This is a genomic window from Massilia sp. YIM B02443, assembly GCF_030411955.1.
In the GTDB taxonomy this organism is placed as follows: domain Bacteria; phylum Pseudomonadota; class Gammaproteobacteria; order Burkholderiales; family Burkholderiaceae_D; genus Telluria.
Window position 1 is genome coordinate 311,961 of record NZ_JASNRA010000001.1, and the last position, 15,293, is coordinate 327,253.

At 63.6% G+C, this 15,293-nt stretch carries 17 protein-coding genes; 12 read left to right on the plus strand and 5 right to left on the minus strand.

The window, feature by feature from the left end; genetic code table 11:
• Nucleotides 1-137: 137 nt before the first annotated feature.
• The gene (locus QPK27_RS01300; RefSeq protein ID WP_290416604.1) at nucleotides 138-671 is read right to left on the minus strand and encodes a glycine zipper 2TM domain-containing protein; all 534 of its coding nucleotides are present in this window, start codon (nucleotides 669-671) and stop codon (nucleotides 138-140) included.
• Nucleotides 672-936: 265 nt separating this feature from the next.
• Here QPK27_RS01300 and QPK27_RS01305 point away from each other — a divergent pair, with 265 nt between their 5' ends.
• From QPK27_RS01305 to QPK27_RS01325, 5 genes are all read left to right on the plus strand, one after another.
• The gene (locus QPK27_RS01305) at nucleotides 937-1,476 is read left to right on the plus strand and encodes a barstar family protein (RefSeq protein WP_290416386.1); all 540 of its coding nucleotides are present in this window, start codon (nucleotides 937-939) and stop codon (nucleotides 1,474-1,476) included.
• A 74-nt stretch (nucleotides 1,477-1,550) separates the two neighbouring features.
• Nucleotides 1,551-2,195, plus strand: coding sequence for a phosphoribosylglycinamide formyltransferase (purN, locus tag QPK27_RS01310; protein ID WP_290416387.1), 645 nt, complete (start codon nucleotides 1,551-1,553; stop codon nucleotides 2,193-2,195).
• A gap of 13 nt (nucleotides 2,196-2,208) precedes the next feature.
• Nucleotides 2,209-3,519, plus strand: a complete 1,311-nt coding sequence (locus QPK27_RS01315) for an RsmB/NOP family class I SAM-dependent RNA methyltransferase (protein WP_290416388.1) — start codon at nucleotides 2,209-2,211, stop codon at nucleotides 3,517-3,519.
• A gap of 9 nt (nucleotides 3,520-3,528) precedes the next feature.
• Nucleotides 3,529-4,872 (plus strand): mechanosensitive ion channel family protein, encoded by a 1,344-nt coding sequence (locus QPK27_RS01320; protein ID WP_290416389.1) that lies wholly within the window; start codon nucleotides 3,529-3,531, stop codon nucleotides 4,870-4,872.
• A 124-nt stretch (nucleotides 4,873-4,996) separates the two neighbouring features.
• Complete coding sequence (locus QPK27_RS01325; RefSeq protein ID WP_290416390.1) at nucleotides 4,997-6,196, plus strand: fatty acid desaturase; 1,200 nt, start codon at nucleotides 4,997-4,999, stop codon at nucleotides 6,194-6,196.
• Between the two features lie 287 nt (nucleotides 6,197-6,483).
• Here QPK27_RS01325 and rpmG read toward each other — a convergent pair whose 3' ends face one another.
• From rpmG to radC, 3 genes are all read right to left on the minus strand, one after another.
• Nucleotides 6,484-6,651 carry a 50S ribosomal protein L33 gene (gene rpmG, locus QPK27_RS01330; protein WP_005665735.1) on the minus strand — a complete coding sequence of 56 codons (168 nt, stop codon included), beginning with the start codon at nucleotides 6,649-6,651 and terminating at the stop codon, nucleotides 6,484-6,486.
• Between the two features lie 13 nt (nucleotides 6,652-6,664).
• On the minus strand, nucleotides 6,665-6,901 hold the full coding sequence (gene rpmB / locus QPK27_RS01335; RefSeq protein ID WP_026354825.1) for a 50S ribosomal protein L28: 237 nt from the start codon (nucleotides 6,899-6,901) through the stop codon (nucleotides 6,665-6,667).
• Nucleotides 6,902-7,130: 229 nt separating this feature from the next.
• The gene (gene radC / locus QPK27_RS01340; RefSeq protein WP_290416391.1) at nucleotides 7,131-7,802 is read right to left on the minus strand and encodes a DNA repair protein RadC; all 672 of its coding nucleotides are present in this window, start codon (nucleotides 7,800-7,802) and stop codon (nucleotides 7,131-7,133) included.
• Nucleotides 7,803-7,918: 116 nt separating this feature from the next.
• Here radC and QPK27_RS01345 point away from each other — a divergent pair, with 116 nt between their 5' ends.
• The 6 genes from QPK27_RS01345 (at nucleotide 7,919) to QPK27_RS01370 (ending at nucleotide 13,260) form a co-directional block, all read left to right on the plus strand.
• Nucleotides 7,919-8,371 carry a peptidylprolyl isomerase gene (locus QPK27_RS01345; RefSeq protein WP_290416392.1) on the plus strand — a complete coding sequence of 151 codons (453 nt, stop codon included), beginning with the start codon at nucleotides 7,919-7,921 and terminating at the stop codon, nucleotides 8,369-8,371.
• A 22-nt stretch (nucleotides 8,372-8,393) separates the two neighbouring features.
• Nucleotides 8,394-9,377: a 4-hydroxy-3-methylbut-2-enyl diphosphate reductase gene (gene ispH, locus QPK27_RS01350; protein ID WP_290416393.1), complete on the plus strand. Its 984-nt coding sequence runs from the start codon at nucleotides 8,394-8,396 to the stop codon at nucleotides 9,375-9,377.
• A 214-nt stretch (nucleotides 9,378-9,591) separates the two neighbouring features.
• The gene (locus tag QPK27_RS01355) at nucleotides 9,592-10,521 is read left to right on the plus strand and encodes a branched-chain amino acid ABC transporter permease (protein ID WP_290416394.1); all 930 of its coding nucleotides are present in this window, start codon (nucleotides 9,592-9,594) and stop codon (nucleotides 10,519-10,521) included.
• A 24-nt stretch (nucleotides 10,522-10,545) separates the two neighbouring features.
• Nucleotides 10,546-11,757, plus strand: coding sequence for an ABC transporter ATP-binding protein (locus QPK27_RS01360; protein WP_290416395.1), 1,212 nt, complete (start codon nucleotides 10,546-10,548; stop codon nucleotides 11,755-11,757).
• Nucleotides 11,758-11,767: 10 nt separating this feature from the next.
• Nucleotides 11,768-12,538, plus strand: a complete 771-nt coding sequence (locus QPK27_RS01365) for an ABC transporter ATP-binding protein (protein WP_290416396.1) — start codon at nucleotides 11,768-11,770, stop codon at nucleotides 12,536-12,538.
• A complete protein-coding gene (locus QPK27_RS01370; RefSeq protein ID WP_290416397.1) occupies nucleotides 12,538-13,260 on the plus strand; it encodes an ABC transporter ATP-binding protein in 723 nt (240 codons plus the stop codon). The genes QPK27_RS01365 and QPK27_RS01370 overlap by 1 nt, the downstream gene beginning before the upstream one ends.
• Before the next feature lie 200 nt (nucleotides 13,261-13,460).
• On the opposite strand, the gene phaP is transcribed toward QPK27_RS01370, so the two are convergent.
• Entirely contained in the window at nucleotides 13,461-14,045 is a 585-nt protein-coding gene (gene phaP, locus QPK27_RS01375; protein WP_290416398.1) for a TIGR01841 family phasin, read from the minus strand.
• A 321-nt stretch (nucleotides 14,046-14,366) separates the two neighbouring features.
• Here phaP and QPK27_RS01380 point away from each other — a divergent pair, with 321 nt between their 5' ends.
• Nucleotides 14,367-15,284 (plus strand): DMT family transporter, encoded by a 918-nt coding sequence (locus QPK27_RS01380; RefSeq protein WP_290416399.1) that lies wholly within the window; start codon nucleotides 14,367-14,369, stop codon nucleotides 15,282-15,284.
• Nucleotides 15,285-15,293 lie beyond the last annotated feature (9 nt).

The window sequence follows — 15,293 nt, forward strand, 5'->3', positions numbered from 1 at the left end:
AGGACAGCCTGATGGAATCGCCCTATTATCGGGGCGCGCGTTCCCGTAGCGCAAGCGCACATGCGCAAGGTGTATAAACGGCAACGCGGCCGTGGCGTCGCCGCCCGGCCGCGCTGCTTGTAACAAAATAAATCCGATCAGTACTGGCTGTAGGCCTGGCTGGCGCTGTCGACCGGCTGCACCGAGACGCGCAGGCGCACGCGGTTGCCCGGATCGGTGTTCATCAGCGACGTGTAGGTCTGGCCGCGGTATTCGTAGGTCACGTTGTAGCCGGCAGTGCGCTGCTCGATCGCTTCCACCGTGCGGCACTGGCGCACCGCTTGCTCCTGCACGCTGCTGGGCTGGCCGTTACGGTTGTCGACGCGGTCGCCGACCATGGCGCCGGCGATCGCACCGGCGGCAGTCGCCGCCACGCGGCCATTGCCGCTGCCGATCTGATTGCCCAGCAGGGCGCCGGCGATCCCGCCGACAATACCGCCGCCAGCGCTGCGTTCTTGCTGCACCGGCACTTGCACGTAGTCGGTGCGGCATTCCTGGCGAGGGGTGCGTACTTGCTCGACGCGCGGCTCGACACGCACCACGCGGCCGAAGTCTTCGAAATCGGCAGCCTGCGCCAGCGGCAGGGCGGCGATGCCAAGGGCCGCGACGATCAATTTGGCGTGGATGTTCATAGTGTCCTCGTAGGTGGTGCGGCGCTGCGCCGCAAGTGTCTTGGTTCGAACCTTCATGGTAATCCTTTCCCGGAAAAGGGTTCGAATCCGCGTGGCAACAAAATGTAACAGCGATGCGGACCCGGGAAGACTCGCGCCAGAATGAGATCGGGCGATCGGGGCTGACTTTGTGTGACAGTTGCCCCTACCATTTCTTACAAATGGGTATGTGAAACTCACATTTGGGTTGCTTCCAATACCACAAAACGTTACCCTTACACAAATCATGGATTTATTGGCGTATAGCAACGACAGCGGGGGAAGCAGCAGCGGCGTCACCGGGCGCCGCGACGGGTGGCGCCTTGGCGCGGGTCTGACAGGTCAACTTGAGGAAAAAATGAGTTTGTTGATGAGGGTGGCGCCAAATCTTGTGCAAGCGATCCGCGCGTATAGCGTTGGCGATCTGCAACAGGAGGCCGGCAGACTGGGCCATCACTTCTTGTATGCGCATTGCGCCAATACACTGACCAAGCAACAGGTCTGTGCGCGAATCGGCGAGAACTTCCATTTCCCCAAGCCTTGCAGCAAGAATTTCGATGCGCTGCGTAAGTGCCTGACCGAAACCATCCACGAAGCCGGTCCCCAGCCGGGTTTCCTTGTTGTGCTCGAACAACTACCTAGCGCACAAAAATTCGACAAGGAAGCGCGCGAAAACCTGCTCGACGTGTTCCGCGACGCGGCCGAGTTCTGGGCCGAAAAGAAGGTGCCGTTCCGCGTGTTCTACTCGTTCGCGACCCTGCTGCAAACCGACGCCCAGGCCGGCTGAACCGGGCCCATGGTCCGATAAAACCCGGCCCCGAGGCTGCGGTTGGCCGGTGTCGATACGGTACAATGTCGGCCATGAAAAACATCGTGATCCTCATTTCCGGCCGCGGCAGCAATATGGAAGCGGTCGTGCGCGCGGCCGAGAGCCAGAAGTGGCCGGCCCGTATCGCAGCGGTGATCAGCAACAAACCCGAGGCCGGCGGCCTGGCCTTTGCCGCGGCGCGTGGAATCCCGACCGCGGTGGTGGCCAACAAGGAATTCGCCACCCGCGCCGAGTTCGACGCCAAACTGCAGGAAACCATCGACGGCTTCGCGCCCGACCTGGTGGTGCTGGCCGGCTTCATGCGCATTCTTACCGCGCCCTTCGTCGAACACTACGCGGGACGCATGATGAATATTCACCCTTCGCTGCTGCCGCTGTTCCCGGGACTGGGCACGCACCAGCAGGCGATCGACGCCGGCGTGACCGAACACGGCGCCACCGTGCACTTCGTCACCGCCGAGCTGGACCATGGTCCGGCCGTGCTGCAGGCGCGGGTGCCGGTGTTGCCGGGCGATACCGAAGAGACCCTGTCGGCGCGGGTGCTGGTCGAGGAACACAAGATTTACCCACGGGCGGTGCAATTGTTCGTGGAAGGGCGTCTGGTCATCGAAGACGGCGCCGTACGCATTCTCGAGCACGCCGACGTGAGCGGCGCGCTCGACACCATCAGCAGCTAATTCAAGGATTTACATGAGATTGCCTCCAGCGATCGTCGCCAAGACCGAAGAAGTCTTGCGCGACATTTTGCGTTTTACCGCGCCCGCCGACGTCACCCTGTCGCGCTTCTTCAAGGACAACCCGCGCTTTGGCGGCCGCGAGCGCGGTGTCATCGCCGAGGCGGTCTACGCCGTGCTGCGCAATAAATCGTTCTTCACCGATTTCGCCAGCGGCGGCAACACGCCGTCGATGCGCCGCCTGGCGCTGCTGGGCCTGGCCGAGACGGCCGGCATCGACGCCATCGGCGGCCTGACCGAAGACGAAACCCATTTCCTCACCCGCATCAAGGAAGTCGACCGCAGCCTGCTGCCGGGGCCGATCCGCGCCAACCTGCCGCAATGGCTGTTCGACAAGCTGGTGAACCAGTTTGGCGAGGCCGAAGCGCTGGAACTGGCCGCCGTGCTGAACACCCCGGCGCCGCTCGACCTGCGCGTGAATTCGATCAAGGCCGGGCGCGATGAGGTGATCGCCAAGCTGGCGGAAGCGCCGATCGTGGCCGAGCCGATGCCGTACGCCCCACTGGGCCTGCGCGTGCTGAAGAAGCCTGCGCTGCAGAACCTGCCGCTGTTCAAGGAAGGCGCGATCGAGGTGCAGGACGAGGGCAGCCAGGTGCTGTCCCAGATCGTCGGCGCCCGCCGCGGCGAGATGGTGGTCGACTTCTGCGCCGGCGCCGGCGGCAAGACGCTGGCGCTGGGCGCGATGATGCGCAATACCGGCCGCCTGTACGCGTTTGACGTCTCGGAAAAGCGTTTGAGCAAGCTCAAGCCGCGCATGGCGCGCAGCGGCCTGTCGAACATCCAATCGGTGCTGATCGCGCACGAGCGCGACGTCAAGGTCAAACGCCTGGCCGGCAAGGTCGACCGTGTACTGGTCGACGCTCCATGCTCGGGCCTGGGCACGCTGCGCCGCAATCCGGACGTCAAGTGGCGCCAGAAGCCGGACGCCGTGGCCGAAATGCAAGAAAAGCAAGCGGCGATCCTGGACGGCGCCGCGCGCCTGGTCAAGGGTGGCGGCCGCCTGGTGTACGCCACCTGCAGCCTGCTGAACGAAGAGAACGACTTCATCGTCGAGCAGTTCCTGGAAAGCCATCCGGACTTCGAACTGGTGCCGATGAACAAGGTGCTGGCCGAACAGAAGATCGACCTCGAGATGGACAAGTACCTCAAGCTGCTGCCGCATAAGCACCAGACCGACGGCTTCTTCGCCGCCGTGCTGGAGCGCAAGGCCGTGGCCAAGGCGCCGAAGGCGGCGCCGGCCGAAGCCGAAGGCGACACCGAAGCGTAAGGACCCCGGATGCCGCTGTCAGACCTGCTGGGCGACCTGTTCGCCGACTTCCGCAATCCCGCCATCCTGTGGCAGGCTCTGGCCATCGTCGCCTGCGTGGCGGTGGGCTGGGGGCTGGCGCGGCTGATCCACGGTTCGCTGCTCAAGGACCGCGGCCAGCAGGGCGGCCTGATCAGTGTCGGCCTGGGCAGCTTCGGCCGCGTGCTGGGGCCGCTCCTGATCGTCGGCCTGCTGGCGCTGGCCAAGGTCGTGATGGCGCAGTATTACAGCGTGCACTTGCTGCGCGTGGCCTTGCCGCTGTTCATGTCGCTGGCGGTGATCCGCACCTTCTTCTACCTGCTGCGGCGCGCCTTCGCCCGCCGTGGCCAGCTGGGCGCGGCGCTGCAGACCTTCGAGCGCGTGTTTGCCTTCGTGGCCTGGGTCATCGTCGCGCTGCACCTGACCGGCGTGCTGCCGGACGTGATCCGCGCGCTCGAGCGCACTGTGCTGCCGATCGGCAAGAACAAGGTCTCGATCGCCGACCTGCTGCAGGGCGCGATCTCGATCGTGGTGCTGATGATGCTGGCGCTGTGGGCCGGTGCCGCGCTGGAAGAACGCCTGATGGGCTTCCAGCGCATGCACACCTCGCTGCGGGTGGCGATGGCGCGGGTCGGGCGCGCGGCGCTGATCCTGGTCGCGTTGCTGTTCAGCCTGTCGCTGGCGGGCCTGGACCTGACGGTGTTGTCGGTATTCGGCGGCGCGCTCGGCGTCGGTCTCGGTCTGGGCATGCAGCGCATCGCCAGTAACTATGTGTCCGGCTTCATCATCCTGTTCGAGCGCAGCCTGACGATCGGCGACCCGATCACGCTGGACAAATACTCGGGCAAGGTGTCGCACATCAACACCCGCTACACGGTGCTGCGCAGCGCCGACGGCACCCAGACCCTGCTGCCGAACGAGATGCTGATCACCGGCGTGGTCATGAACCAGTCCGGCACCAATCGCAACGTGCGCGCGGTAACCAAGCTGGTGGTGTCGTACGACAGCGATTTGTCGGTCGTGATGCCGCTGCTGGAGCAATTGCCGAAAGACGTGCCGCGGGTGCTGGAAGCGCCGGCGCCGAACGTGCTCCTGAACGCCTTCGCCGCCGACGGCTACGAGCTCGAAGTCGGGTTCTGGCTGGGCGACCCGGAAAACGGGCAGGGCGGACCGATCTCCGAGGTCAACCGCAAGATCTACGCGCTGGTGCAGGCCGGCACGATCAAGCTCGGCCATCCGGCCATGGACACGCGCCTGCTCGACGCCCACATCACCTCGGTTGTGGCGCGCACGCCGCATACGCCGGATCAAACTGGCGCAGACTTGCGCGCATAATGCTGCGGCAAGCCTGTTCGCGATAAAACTTGCGTGCCGTGCGTCAGTAGAACCGCGTAAAATGCCGGGGTTATGCCTGTGCAGTCGCGGTGGTTGCACGTCATACAAGACCTTTGGAGATTGAATGAATTTCTTTAACGACGTGCTGTCGTTCCTGTCGACCGGCCTGCTGAACTTTTCGGCATGGGAAGTCGTGATCTACACGCTGGTGGTGACCCATATCACGATCGCCAGCGTGACGATTTATCTGCACCGTCACCAGGCGCACCGTGCGCTCGACCTGCACCCGATCCCGAGCCACTTCTTCCGCTTCTGGCTGTGGCTGACCACCGGCCAGGTGACCAAGGAATGGGCGTCGATCCACCGCAAGCACCACGCCAAGTGCGACACCGAAGAAGATCCGCACAGCCCGCAGACGCGCGGCATCCGCAAGGTGCTGCTCGAAGGCGCCGAACTGTACCGCGCCGAAAGCAAGAATAAAGAGACCATGGACAAATATGGCCATGGCACGCCGGACGACTGGATCGAGCGCAATGTGTACACCAAGCACAGCGCGGCCGGCGTGGTCGCGCTGCTGTTCATCAACGTCGCACTGTTCGGCGTGCTCGGCCTGACCGTGTGGGCGATCCAGATGATGTGGATCCCGATCACCGCAGCCGGCATCATCAATGGCCTGGGCCACTGGTGGGGTTACCGCAACTACGATTGCAACGATGCCGCCACCAACATCTTCCCGTGGGGCATCCTGATCGGTGGCGAAGAGCTGCACAACAACCACCATACGCACGCCACTTCGGCCAAGCTGTCGAGCAAGTGGTACGAGTTCGACCTGGGCTGGGGTTATATCCGCACCCTGGAAATCCTGGGCCTGGCGAAAGTGAAGAAAGTGGCGCCGAAGCCGAAGCTGGACAAGAACAAGGCGCAGGCCGACTTCGACACGCTGCAATCGGTGATCGCGAACCGCTACGACGTGATGGCCAAGTACGCCAAGTCGGTGCGCCACGCCTTCCGCGAGGAATTCGAGCACCTGAAGCACAAGGCCGAGCTGGAAGCGCGCTTCCTGAAAAGCTCGCGCAAGCTGATGCAGCGCGAGCCGGGCAAGCTGGAGATGTCGCAGAAGCAGCAGCTGGTCGAGCTGTTCCAGCACAGCAAGGCGCTGGAAACGATGCACCAGATGCGCGTGGAACTGGGCGCGATCTGGGAACGTTCGCACTCGACCCGCGACCAGCTGCTGCACCAGCTGCAGGACTGGTGCAACCGGGCGGAAGCGTCGGGAATCAAGGCGCTGCAGGAGTTTTCGTTCCGGCTGCGCAGCTACGCCTGACCGGACTCCGGTTTGACATGAACGGCTCCTTCGGGAGCCGTTTTTGTTTGAGTGGTAGGGTTGGCGGCTTCGCCGCCGACGCGGTGATTGTTATCGGCTTCGATGTCGCGCCCGATGTTTGTGATGGTAACTATCACCGCGTCGGCGGCAGAGCGCGGGACCGCCGAGGCCAACCCTACGTCTGGGCGCTCACGAGAAGCAAAACGGGCTGGTTACTTGTCCATCCATGGGCAACAAAAAAGCCGCCAGGCTTGCGCCGGCGGCTTTTTCAAAGAACCGAGGATCAATTACTTGATCTTGGTTTCCTTGTAGATCACGTGCTTACGTGCTTTCGGGTCGAATTTGGTGATTTCCATCTTCGCCGGCATCGTGCGCTTGTTCTTGGTGGTGGTGTAGAAGTGACCGGTACCTGCGGTCGATTCCAGCTTGATTTTGTCGCGGCCAGTTTTTGCCATGATAGCTCCCTAATTAAACTTTTTCGCCACGGGCACGCATGTCGGCCAGCACGGCGTCGATGCCGAGCTTGTCGATCACGCGCAGGCCGGCGTTCGACAGACGCAGCGAAACCCAACGGTTTTCGGATTCGACGAAGATGCGGCGGTTCTGCAGGTTCGGCAGGAAGCGGCGTTTCGTTTTGTTGTTAGCGTGGGAGACGTTGTTACCAACCATCACACCCTTGCCGGTTACTTGGCAAACACGTGCCATAGTGCACTCCTTAAATATGTTCCAGAATTGGAAAAACGAGAGTATAGCGCGAAAAACAAAGCGGAATCAATCACTTGCGAAAAACAATGGTGTCTTACGCTCGCATCTGTATTTAACAATTGCTGCCGAGCTCGCTGGGCGGCACGTAACTCGCTGTTTACGTTATGTAATTTCATGCCAATGTGCATACGGCAGCCCTGTGCCGCCAGGGGCTGGTGCGGCATCCATGTCACAACTGCCCGCTCTCGGCAAACGAATGCACCTGGCTGCCCGCCACCACGAAGTGATCCAGCACCCGCACATCGACCAGCGACAGCGCCTGCACCAGGGCGCTCGTCAGGCGCAGGTCGGCTTCGCTCGGCTCGGCCACGCCGGAAGGGTGGTTGTGCGCCAGGATCACCGCCGCCGCGTTGCGCCGCAGCGCCGCCTTGACCACTTCGCGCGGATAGACACTTGTATGGGTCAGCGTCCCCCTGAACATTTCGTCGCAATTGATCAGGCGGTTCTTGACGTCCAGGAACAGCACCATGAACGATTCATGGGTCTGCAGCGCGAACTGGCTGCGCAGGAACTGGCGCACCGCGTGCGGCGAGCACAATGCTTCGCGGCGGAACTGCTCGGCCACCGCGCGCCGCGCCAGCTCGAGCGCCGCTTGCAGCTGGGCGTACTTGGCCGGGCCCAGTCCGTGCAGGGTGCCGAACTCGTCCGAGTCGGCATGCAGCAGGCGGTGAAGCGAGCCGAAGTGGCTGAGGACGTCGCCCGCCAGCGTCACCGCGCTTTTGCCGGCCACGCCGACGCGCAGGAAGATGGCCAGCAGTTCGGTGTCGGACAGGGCGCCGGCGCCGTCGCGCAGCAGCCGCTCGCGCGGACGATCCTGTTCCGGCCAGTCACAGATACCCATATGTGATCCTTCGCCAAAAAAAGAGGCAGTCAAAATGCGCTACCGAGGGCGCAAGGCGCGCGCGTGGCTTACAATAGCGGTTTGCCTGATCAGGTATCCCTGTCACCACAAAGAACATGTCCATCGCACCACCCGTCGTCACCGAATCGTCTTACCTGACCCTGCATTACCGCCTGGCAGTTGCCGGCGGCGCGGATATCGTCACCACTTTCAATGGCACCCCAGCAACGCTGCTGCTGGGCCAGGGCCAGCTGGCGCCGTTCCTCGAACAGCGCCTGATCGGCCTGCCCGAAGGCGCGCACCAGACCTTCGAACTGGACGCGGGCGAGGGCTTCGGCGAGCGCAACCCGGACCTGATCCAGTCGGTGTCGAAGGCCACGCTGGACGAGAACTCGGTGCCCGGCACCGACTACACGGTCGGCGAAGTGGTCGAGTTCAATGCGCCCAAGGGCGGCCGCTTCGCCGGCGTGCTGCTGGAGATGCGCGATACCACGGCCCTGTTCGACTTCAACCATCCGCTGGCCGGCCAGCCCTTGCAATTCGAAGTGAAACTGATTTCGGTTCTGTAATACCGGACACCAGGAAAAATCTATGGAAAACGAGATTCTGCTAGCCCAGCCGCGCGGCTTTTGCGCCGGCGTGGACCGTGCGATCGAGATCGTCGAGCGCGCCCTGAAGCAATTCGGTGCCCCGATCTATGTGCGTCACGAAATCGTGCACAACGCCTATGTGGTGGAAGACCTGCGCACCAAGGGCGCGATCTTCATCGAGGAACTGGAAGACGTCCCGCCCGGCAATACGCTGGTGTTCTCGGCGCACGGCGTGTCGAAAGCGGTGCGCGCCGATGCCGAAGCGCGCGGCCTGACCATTTTTGATGCCACCTGCCCGCTGGTGACCAAGGTCCACGTGGAAGTGGCCAAGATGCGTAAACAAGGCGCCGAGATCATCATGATCGGCCACGACGGCCACCCGGAAGTCGAAGGCACCATGGGCCAGGCCGAAGAGGGCATGCACCTGGTCGAGACGGTCGACGACGTGCACACGCTGCAGGTGCGCAATCCGGACCTGCTGGCCTACGTGTCGCAGACCACGCTGTCAGTCGACGACACCGCCGAGATCATCGAGGCCCTGAAGGCACGCTTCCCGAACATCATCGAGCCGAAGAAGGGCGACATCTGCTACGCCACCACCAACCGCCAGGAAGCCGTGAAATTCATGGCGCCGCAGGTGGAAGTCGTGGTCGTGGTCGGCAGCCCGAACAGCTCGAATTCGAACCGCCTGCGCGAGGTGGCCGAGAAGATGGGCACGCCGGCCTACATGGTCGACAATGCCGGCGCGATCGACCCGGCCTGGATCGCCGGCAAGAAGCGCGTCGGCGTCACCGCCGGCGCGTCGGCCCCGGAAGTGCTGGTGCAGGCCGTGATCGACCGCCTCAAGGAGCTGGGCGCGGCCAGCGTGCGCGCACTGGAAGGCGTCGAAGAGCACGTGACCTTCCCGCTGCCGAAAGGCCTGGACGGCGTGCCGGCGCAGGGAACGGCGCCCGCGCCCGGAACTTTATTTTCTGTTTCGCCTTGAAACGAGCCATTGCCAGTGCTGTGAGGCTGTCTTAATTAAGCATTGTTAGTTTTCCAAAAGCCAAGCTATGATGGCGACGCTCGGAAATTCGTCAAGCCAGCCATGAACAACCCGGCCGGCTAATCGCAGATCACGGTTCAGGCATACCATGAACGGCACTTCGAGATCCTCGACGTGCCGTTTTTTGTTTGCAGGTTCACGCAAGTGGAAAACGATGGAAACTTTTCTCCAACAATGTCTTAACGGCCTGGTGCTGGGCAGCATGTACGCCCTGGTCGCACTCGGCTACACCATGGTGTACGGCGTCCTGAATCTGATCAACTTCGCCCACGGCGACGTGCTGATGATCGGCGCCATGGTCGGCCTGACCATCCTGCAACTGCTTGACGCATATATCCCGGGGCTGCCCGGCTACGTCCAACTGGCGCTGGCAATCCTCGGTGCGATTCCCGTCACCATGCTGGTCAATATCCTGATCGAACGCGTCGCCTACCGCCGCCTGCGCAACGCGCCGCGCCTGGCGCCGCTGATCACGGCAATCGGCATCTCGATCCTGCTGCAGACCTTCGCCATGATGATCTGGGGCCGCAGCCCGATCCCGTTCCCGCAACTGCTGTCGCCCGAGCCGATCGTGGTCGGCGGCGCCATGATTTCGCAGACCCAGGTGCTGCTGCTGGTGCTGGCCGCCGTCGCCATGGGCGCGCTGGTGCTGCTGGTCGAACGCACCCGCATGGGCCGCGCGATGCGCGCCGTGGCCGAGAACCCGCGCGTGGCCGGCCTGATGGGCGTGGACACGAATCGCGTGATCGTCGCCACCTTCGCCATCGGCGCCGCGCTGGCGGCCGTCGCCGGCGTGATGTGGGGCGCCAACTACGCTTCGATCACCTTCACCATGGGCGTGCTGCCGGGCCTGAAGGCGTTTTGCGCCGCGGTGCTGGGTGGCATCGGCAATATCTACGGCGCCATGGTCGGCGGCCTGCTGCTGGGGATCATCGAGGCGCTCGGCGCCGGCTACCTGGGCGACCTCACCGGCGGCTTCCTCGGCAGCCATTACCAGGACATCTTTGCCTTCGTGGTGCTGATCCTGGTGCTCACCCTGCGGCCGTCCGGCATCATGGGCGAGCGCGTGGCCGACCGCGCCTGATGCGTGTGAAGAGAGGATATTGACATGGCACTCCTGAGCTTCGACACCCGCCACAAGCCGCGCCAGGCCGCCATCAGCATGGTGGCACTCCTGGCCCTGATGCTGGTGTTCCCGTTCTTCGCTTCCCAGTTCGGCAATTCCTGGGTGCGCATCATCGACATGGCGCTGCTGTACATCATTCTGGCGCTGGGCCTGAACATCGTGGTCGGCTTCGCCGGCCTGCTGGACCTGGGCTACATCGCCTTCTTCGCGGTCGGCGCCTACCTGGTCGGGCTGTTCTCGTCGCCCCAGTTCGCGGCGCTGCTCGAGTCGCTGATCTATTATTCGCCGGCGCTGGGCGAAGCGCTGGTGGCGTTCTTCGGTCCCGAGATCCAGCAGAACGGCATCCACCTGTCGGTGTGGGCGATCGTGCCGCTGGCGGCGCTGGTCGCCGGCCTGTGCGGCGCGCTACTGGGCGCGCCGACGCTGAAACTGCGCGGCGACTATCTCGCCATCGTGACGCTCGGCTTCGGCGAGATCATCCGCATCTTCATGCTCAACCTGAACGATCCGATCAACTTCACCAACGGTTCGCAGGGCATCAACATGATCGACCCGATCCGCGTGTTCGGGGTGTCGCTGGCGGGCGAAGCGGGCACTAACTCCACCGTGTACATCGGCAGCTATGCGATGCCGTCGGTGAATGCCTACTATTTCCTGTTCCTCAGCTTGGTGATCGCGACCATCTTCATCACCGGCCGCCTGCAGCATTCGCGCCTGGGCCGGGCCTGGGTGGCGATCCGCGAAGACGAGATCGCGGCCAAGGCGATGGGCATCAATACCCGCAACGTCAAACTGCTGGCGTTCGCCATGGGCGCCTCGTTCGGCGGCGTGGCCGGCGCCATGTTCGGCGCCTTCCAGGGTTTTGTTTCTCCGGAATCGTTCTCGCTGACCGAGTCGATCGCGGTGCTGGCGATGGTGGTGCTGGGCGGCATCGGCCACATCCCGGGCGTGGTGCTGGGCGGCGTGCTGCTGGCGGCCTTGCCCGAAGTGCTGCGCCACGTGGTCGATCCGGCGCAGCAGGCGCTGTTCGGTCGCATCGTGATCGAGGCCGAGGTGCTGCGTCAATTGCTCTATGGTTTAGCCCTGGTGCTGATCATGCTGGTGCGCCCGGCCGGACTGTGGCCTTCGCCCAACAAGGAAGAGCGTCCGAATGCAGCCCTGGCGCGTGAAGACGAAGAAGCGTCGACCGCCTGAGGAACAGAACATGAGCGAACAAGTCCTCCTGAATATTTCCGGCGTCAATAAACGCTTCGGCGGTCTGCAAGCGCTGACCGACGTCGGCATCCGCATCCTGCAGGGCCAGATCTATGGGCTGATCGGTCCCAACGGCGCCGGCAAGACCACTTTCTTCAACGTCATCACCGGGCTGTACCAGCCCGACAGCGGCAGCTTCGAACTGGCCAGCCAGCCGTATTCGCCGTCGGCGCCGCACGCGGTGGCCAAGGCCGGCATTGCCCGCACCTTTCAGAACATCCGCCTGTTCGGCGAGATGAGCGCGCTCGAGAACGTGATGGTCGGGCGCCACGTGCGCACGAAGCAGGGCGTGCTGGGCGCGATCCTGCGCCACCGGGCCGCGCGCGAGGAAGAAGCGGCGATCGCCGCGCGTGCCCAGGAACTGCTCGATTTTGTGGGCATCGGCCAGTTTGCCCATCGCACCGCCAAATACCTGTCGTATGGCGACCAGCGCCGCCTGGAAATCGCGCGCGCGCTGGCGACCGAACCAAAACTGCTGGCGCTGGACGAACCGGCGGCCGGCATGAACGCCACCGAAAAGCTGGCGCTGCGCGCACTGCTGGTGAAGATCAAGGAGCAGGGCAAGACGGTGCTGCTGATCGAGCACGACGTCAAGCTGATGATGGGCCTGTGCGACCGCATTACGGTGCTCGAGTACGGCAAGCGCATCGCCGAAGGGCTGCCGGGCGAGATCCAGAAGAACCAGGCGGTGATCGACGCCTATCTCGGAGGAGCGCACTGATGCTCGAGAATGTCCTGAACATCGCCGGCCTAAAGGTCGCCTATGGCGGTATCAAGGCGGTCAAAGGCGTCGACCTGACGGTCGGCAAGGGCGAACTGGTGACCCTGATCGGGGCCAACGGCGCCGGCAAGACCACCACCCTGAAAGCCATCACCGGTACCCTGCCGCCGTGCAAGGTGGAGGGCGAGATCACTTACCTGGGCGCATCGCTGCGCGGCGCCCAGTCGCATCGGCTGGTACAGCAGAAACTGGCCATGGTGCCGGAAGGGCGGGGCGTGTTCACCCGCATGTCGATCCACGAGAACCTGTTGATGGGCGCCTACACCCGCAACGACAAGGCCGGCATCGCGGCCGACATCGAGCGCTGGTACACGGTGTTCCCGCGCCTGAAGGAGCGCTCGGCGCAGCTGGCCGGCACCTTGTCCGGCGGCGAGCAGCAGATGCTGGCGATGGCGCGCGCCCTGATGTGCCATCCGACCCTGCTGCTGCTGGACGAGCCGTCGATGGGGCTGGCGCCGATCATGGTGGAGAAGATCTTCGAGGTGATCCGCGACGTCTCCAGCCAGGGCATCACGATCCTGCTGGTGGAACAGAATGCCAGGCTGGCGCTGCAGGCCGCGCACCGCGGCTACGTGATGGAGTCGGGCGCGATCACGATGAGCGGCAATGCGCGCGACATGCTCGACGATCCGCGCGTGCAGGCAGCGTACCTGGGCGAATGATCGGTGGCTGAAACGTAGGGTTGGCCTCGGCGGCCCCGCGCTCTGCCGCCGACGCGTCGATTGTTATCGGCTTCGCATTCGCGCCGGATGATCTCGCTGCAAACTATCACCGCGTCGGCGGCAGAGCCGCCAACCCTACGCAATGAAAAAAGGCCGGAACGCGCAAGCGTTTCCGGCCTTTCTTGATTGACGCAGGAGACTTAAGCGGCAGCGGCTGCGGTAGCGGCAGTCGCGGCGTTGGTCGCCTTGCTGGCCGTGGCCGAGAACTGCGACACGGCGGCGTTCATATTGTTTTCCATCGCCTCGACCGCCTGCTTGGTGGTCTTGCTGAACTGCTCGTAGCCGGCGTTGGCGTTGCTGATGGCGGTCTTGACGGCGGCAACGAAGCTTTCCGAACCGGCCGGGGCGTTCTTGCTCACTTCATCGACCAGCGAGATCACCTTGCGATTGGCTTCGACGATCTGGCTTTCGGCGGCCTTCGAGAATTCGGCGCCGGTGCCGGTGGCGATGGCGGCCACCTGGCGGGTGTACGACACGGCTTTCTCGGCGTTCGGCTGGGCTTGCGACGCGGTCAGCGAGAAGAATTCTTGCGGATCCTTGGCGCCCAGCAGCTGGCGGGTGACGGCGGTCGAGTTTTCCAGGCTGGCGCGGGCGGTGGCGATATTCAGTTCCACCAGCTTTTCCATGCCTTCGAACGTCTTCGAGGTCAGCGACGACATCAGAGCGAACTGCGATTCCAGGCTGGCTTTGGTGGCATTCGAAAACTGTTCAGGGATTGCAAACATGTGGCTCTCCAAAATTGGTACGTTTCGTAAATGGACTATTGCTCAGGTGAGGGCAGGTTCTTGATGAAAATTGTCGAAACTCTTTTTTGTGCACCGCAACAGGGCAAATTTTCAACCAGTTCAATTGAAGCGTCAAGCGTTTTTGGTGCGACGCACCATCCACACTACATAAAATATTTGAATGCATTTCTTTCAAGAAATGTCAATTGATGTATGTCAAACCGATGTCATCTTTTGCGGCTGCTCATCCGATATCAGATGGCATGCTAGACTCGGCGCTTGTGTTTTCTTCAACGGCAGCCCGCGCCGCCGTCCCGGACCATGTCGACCCGCGCCTCCGCCCTGTCACCCCAGTCCGCCCGGACCGCTCCCGGCTGGCTCTCGCCCGTGCCGCTGTTCTTCGTCTTCCTGTGGAGCGCCGGCTTCATCGTCGCCAAGCTGGGCCTGCCTTACGCGCCGCCGCTGACCTTCCTGATCGTGCGCTGCCTGGGCGTGCTGGCGGTGCTGCTGCCGATCGTGCTGCTGTGGCGCGCGCCCTGGCCGCCGCGTGAGCAGATCGGCCACCTGGCCGTCGCCGGCCTGCTGCTGCAGGCCGGCTACCTGGGCGGCGTCTGGGCCGCGATCAAGCTCGGCATGCCGGCCGGACTGACCGCCCTGATCGTCGGCATGCAGCCGATCCTCACCGCCGCCGCGGCGCCGCTGATCGGCGAGCGCGTGCGGCCTTTGCAATGGCTCGGACTGCTGCTCGGCCTGGCCGGCGTGGCGCTGGTCGTGTACGCCAAGCTGAGCCTGGCCGGACTGTCGTTGCCGGCGCTCGGCCTGTGCCTGTTCGCCCTGCTGAGCATTACCGCCGGCACCATGTACCAGCGCCGTTTCTGCCCGCGCTTCGACCTGCGCAGCGGCACCGTGGTCCAGTTCGGCGCCACCGTGCTGGCGCTGGCGCCGCTGGCCGTGTGGCTGGAAGGGCTCGATCCGGCGTTCTCGCGCATCGCCTGGAGCGTCGATTTCATCGTCGCCTGGCTGTGGTCGGTGCTGGCGCTGTCGATCGGCGCCATCTTCTTGCTGTTCCGCCTGATCGGACGCAGCGGAGCGACCGAAGTCACCAGCCTGATGTACCTGACGCCGCCGACCACGGCCATCATGGCCTGGCTGCTGTTCGGCGAATCGTTCAGCCCGCTTGCCCTGGCCGGGATGGCGGTGGCGGTGGCCGGCGTCGCCTTCGTGGTCCGGAAACCCTAGTCAATCACA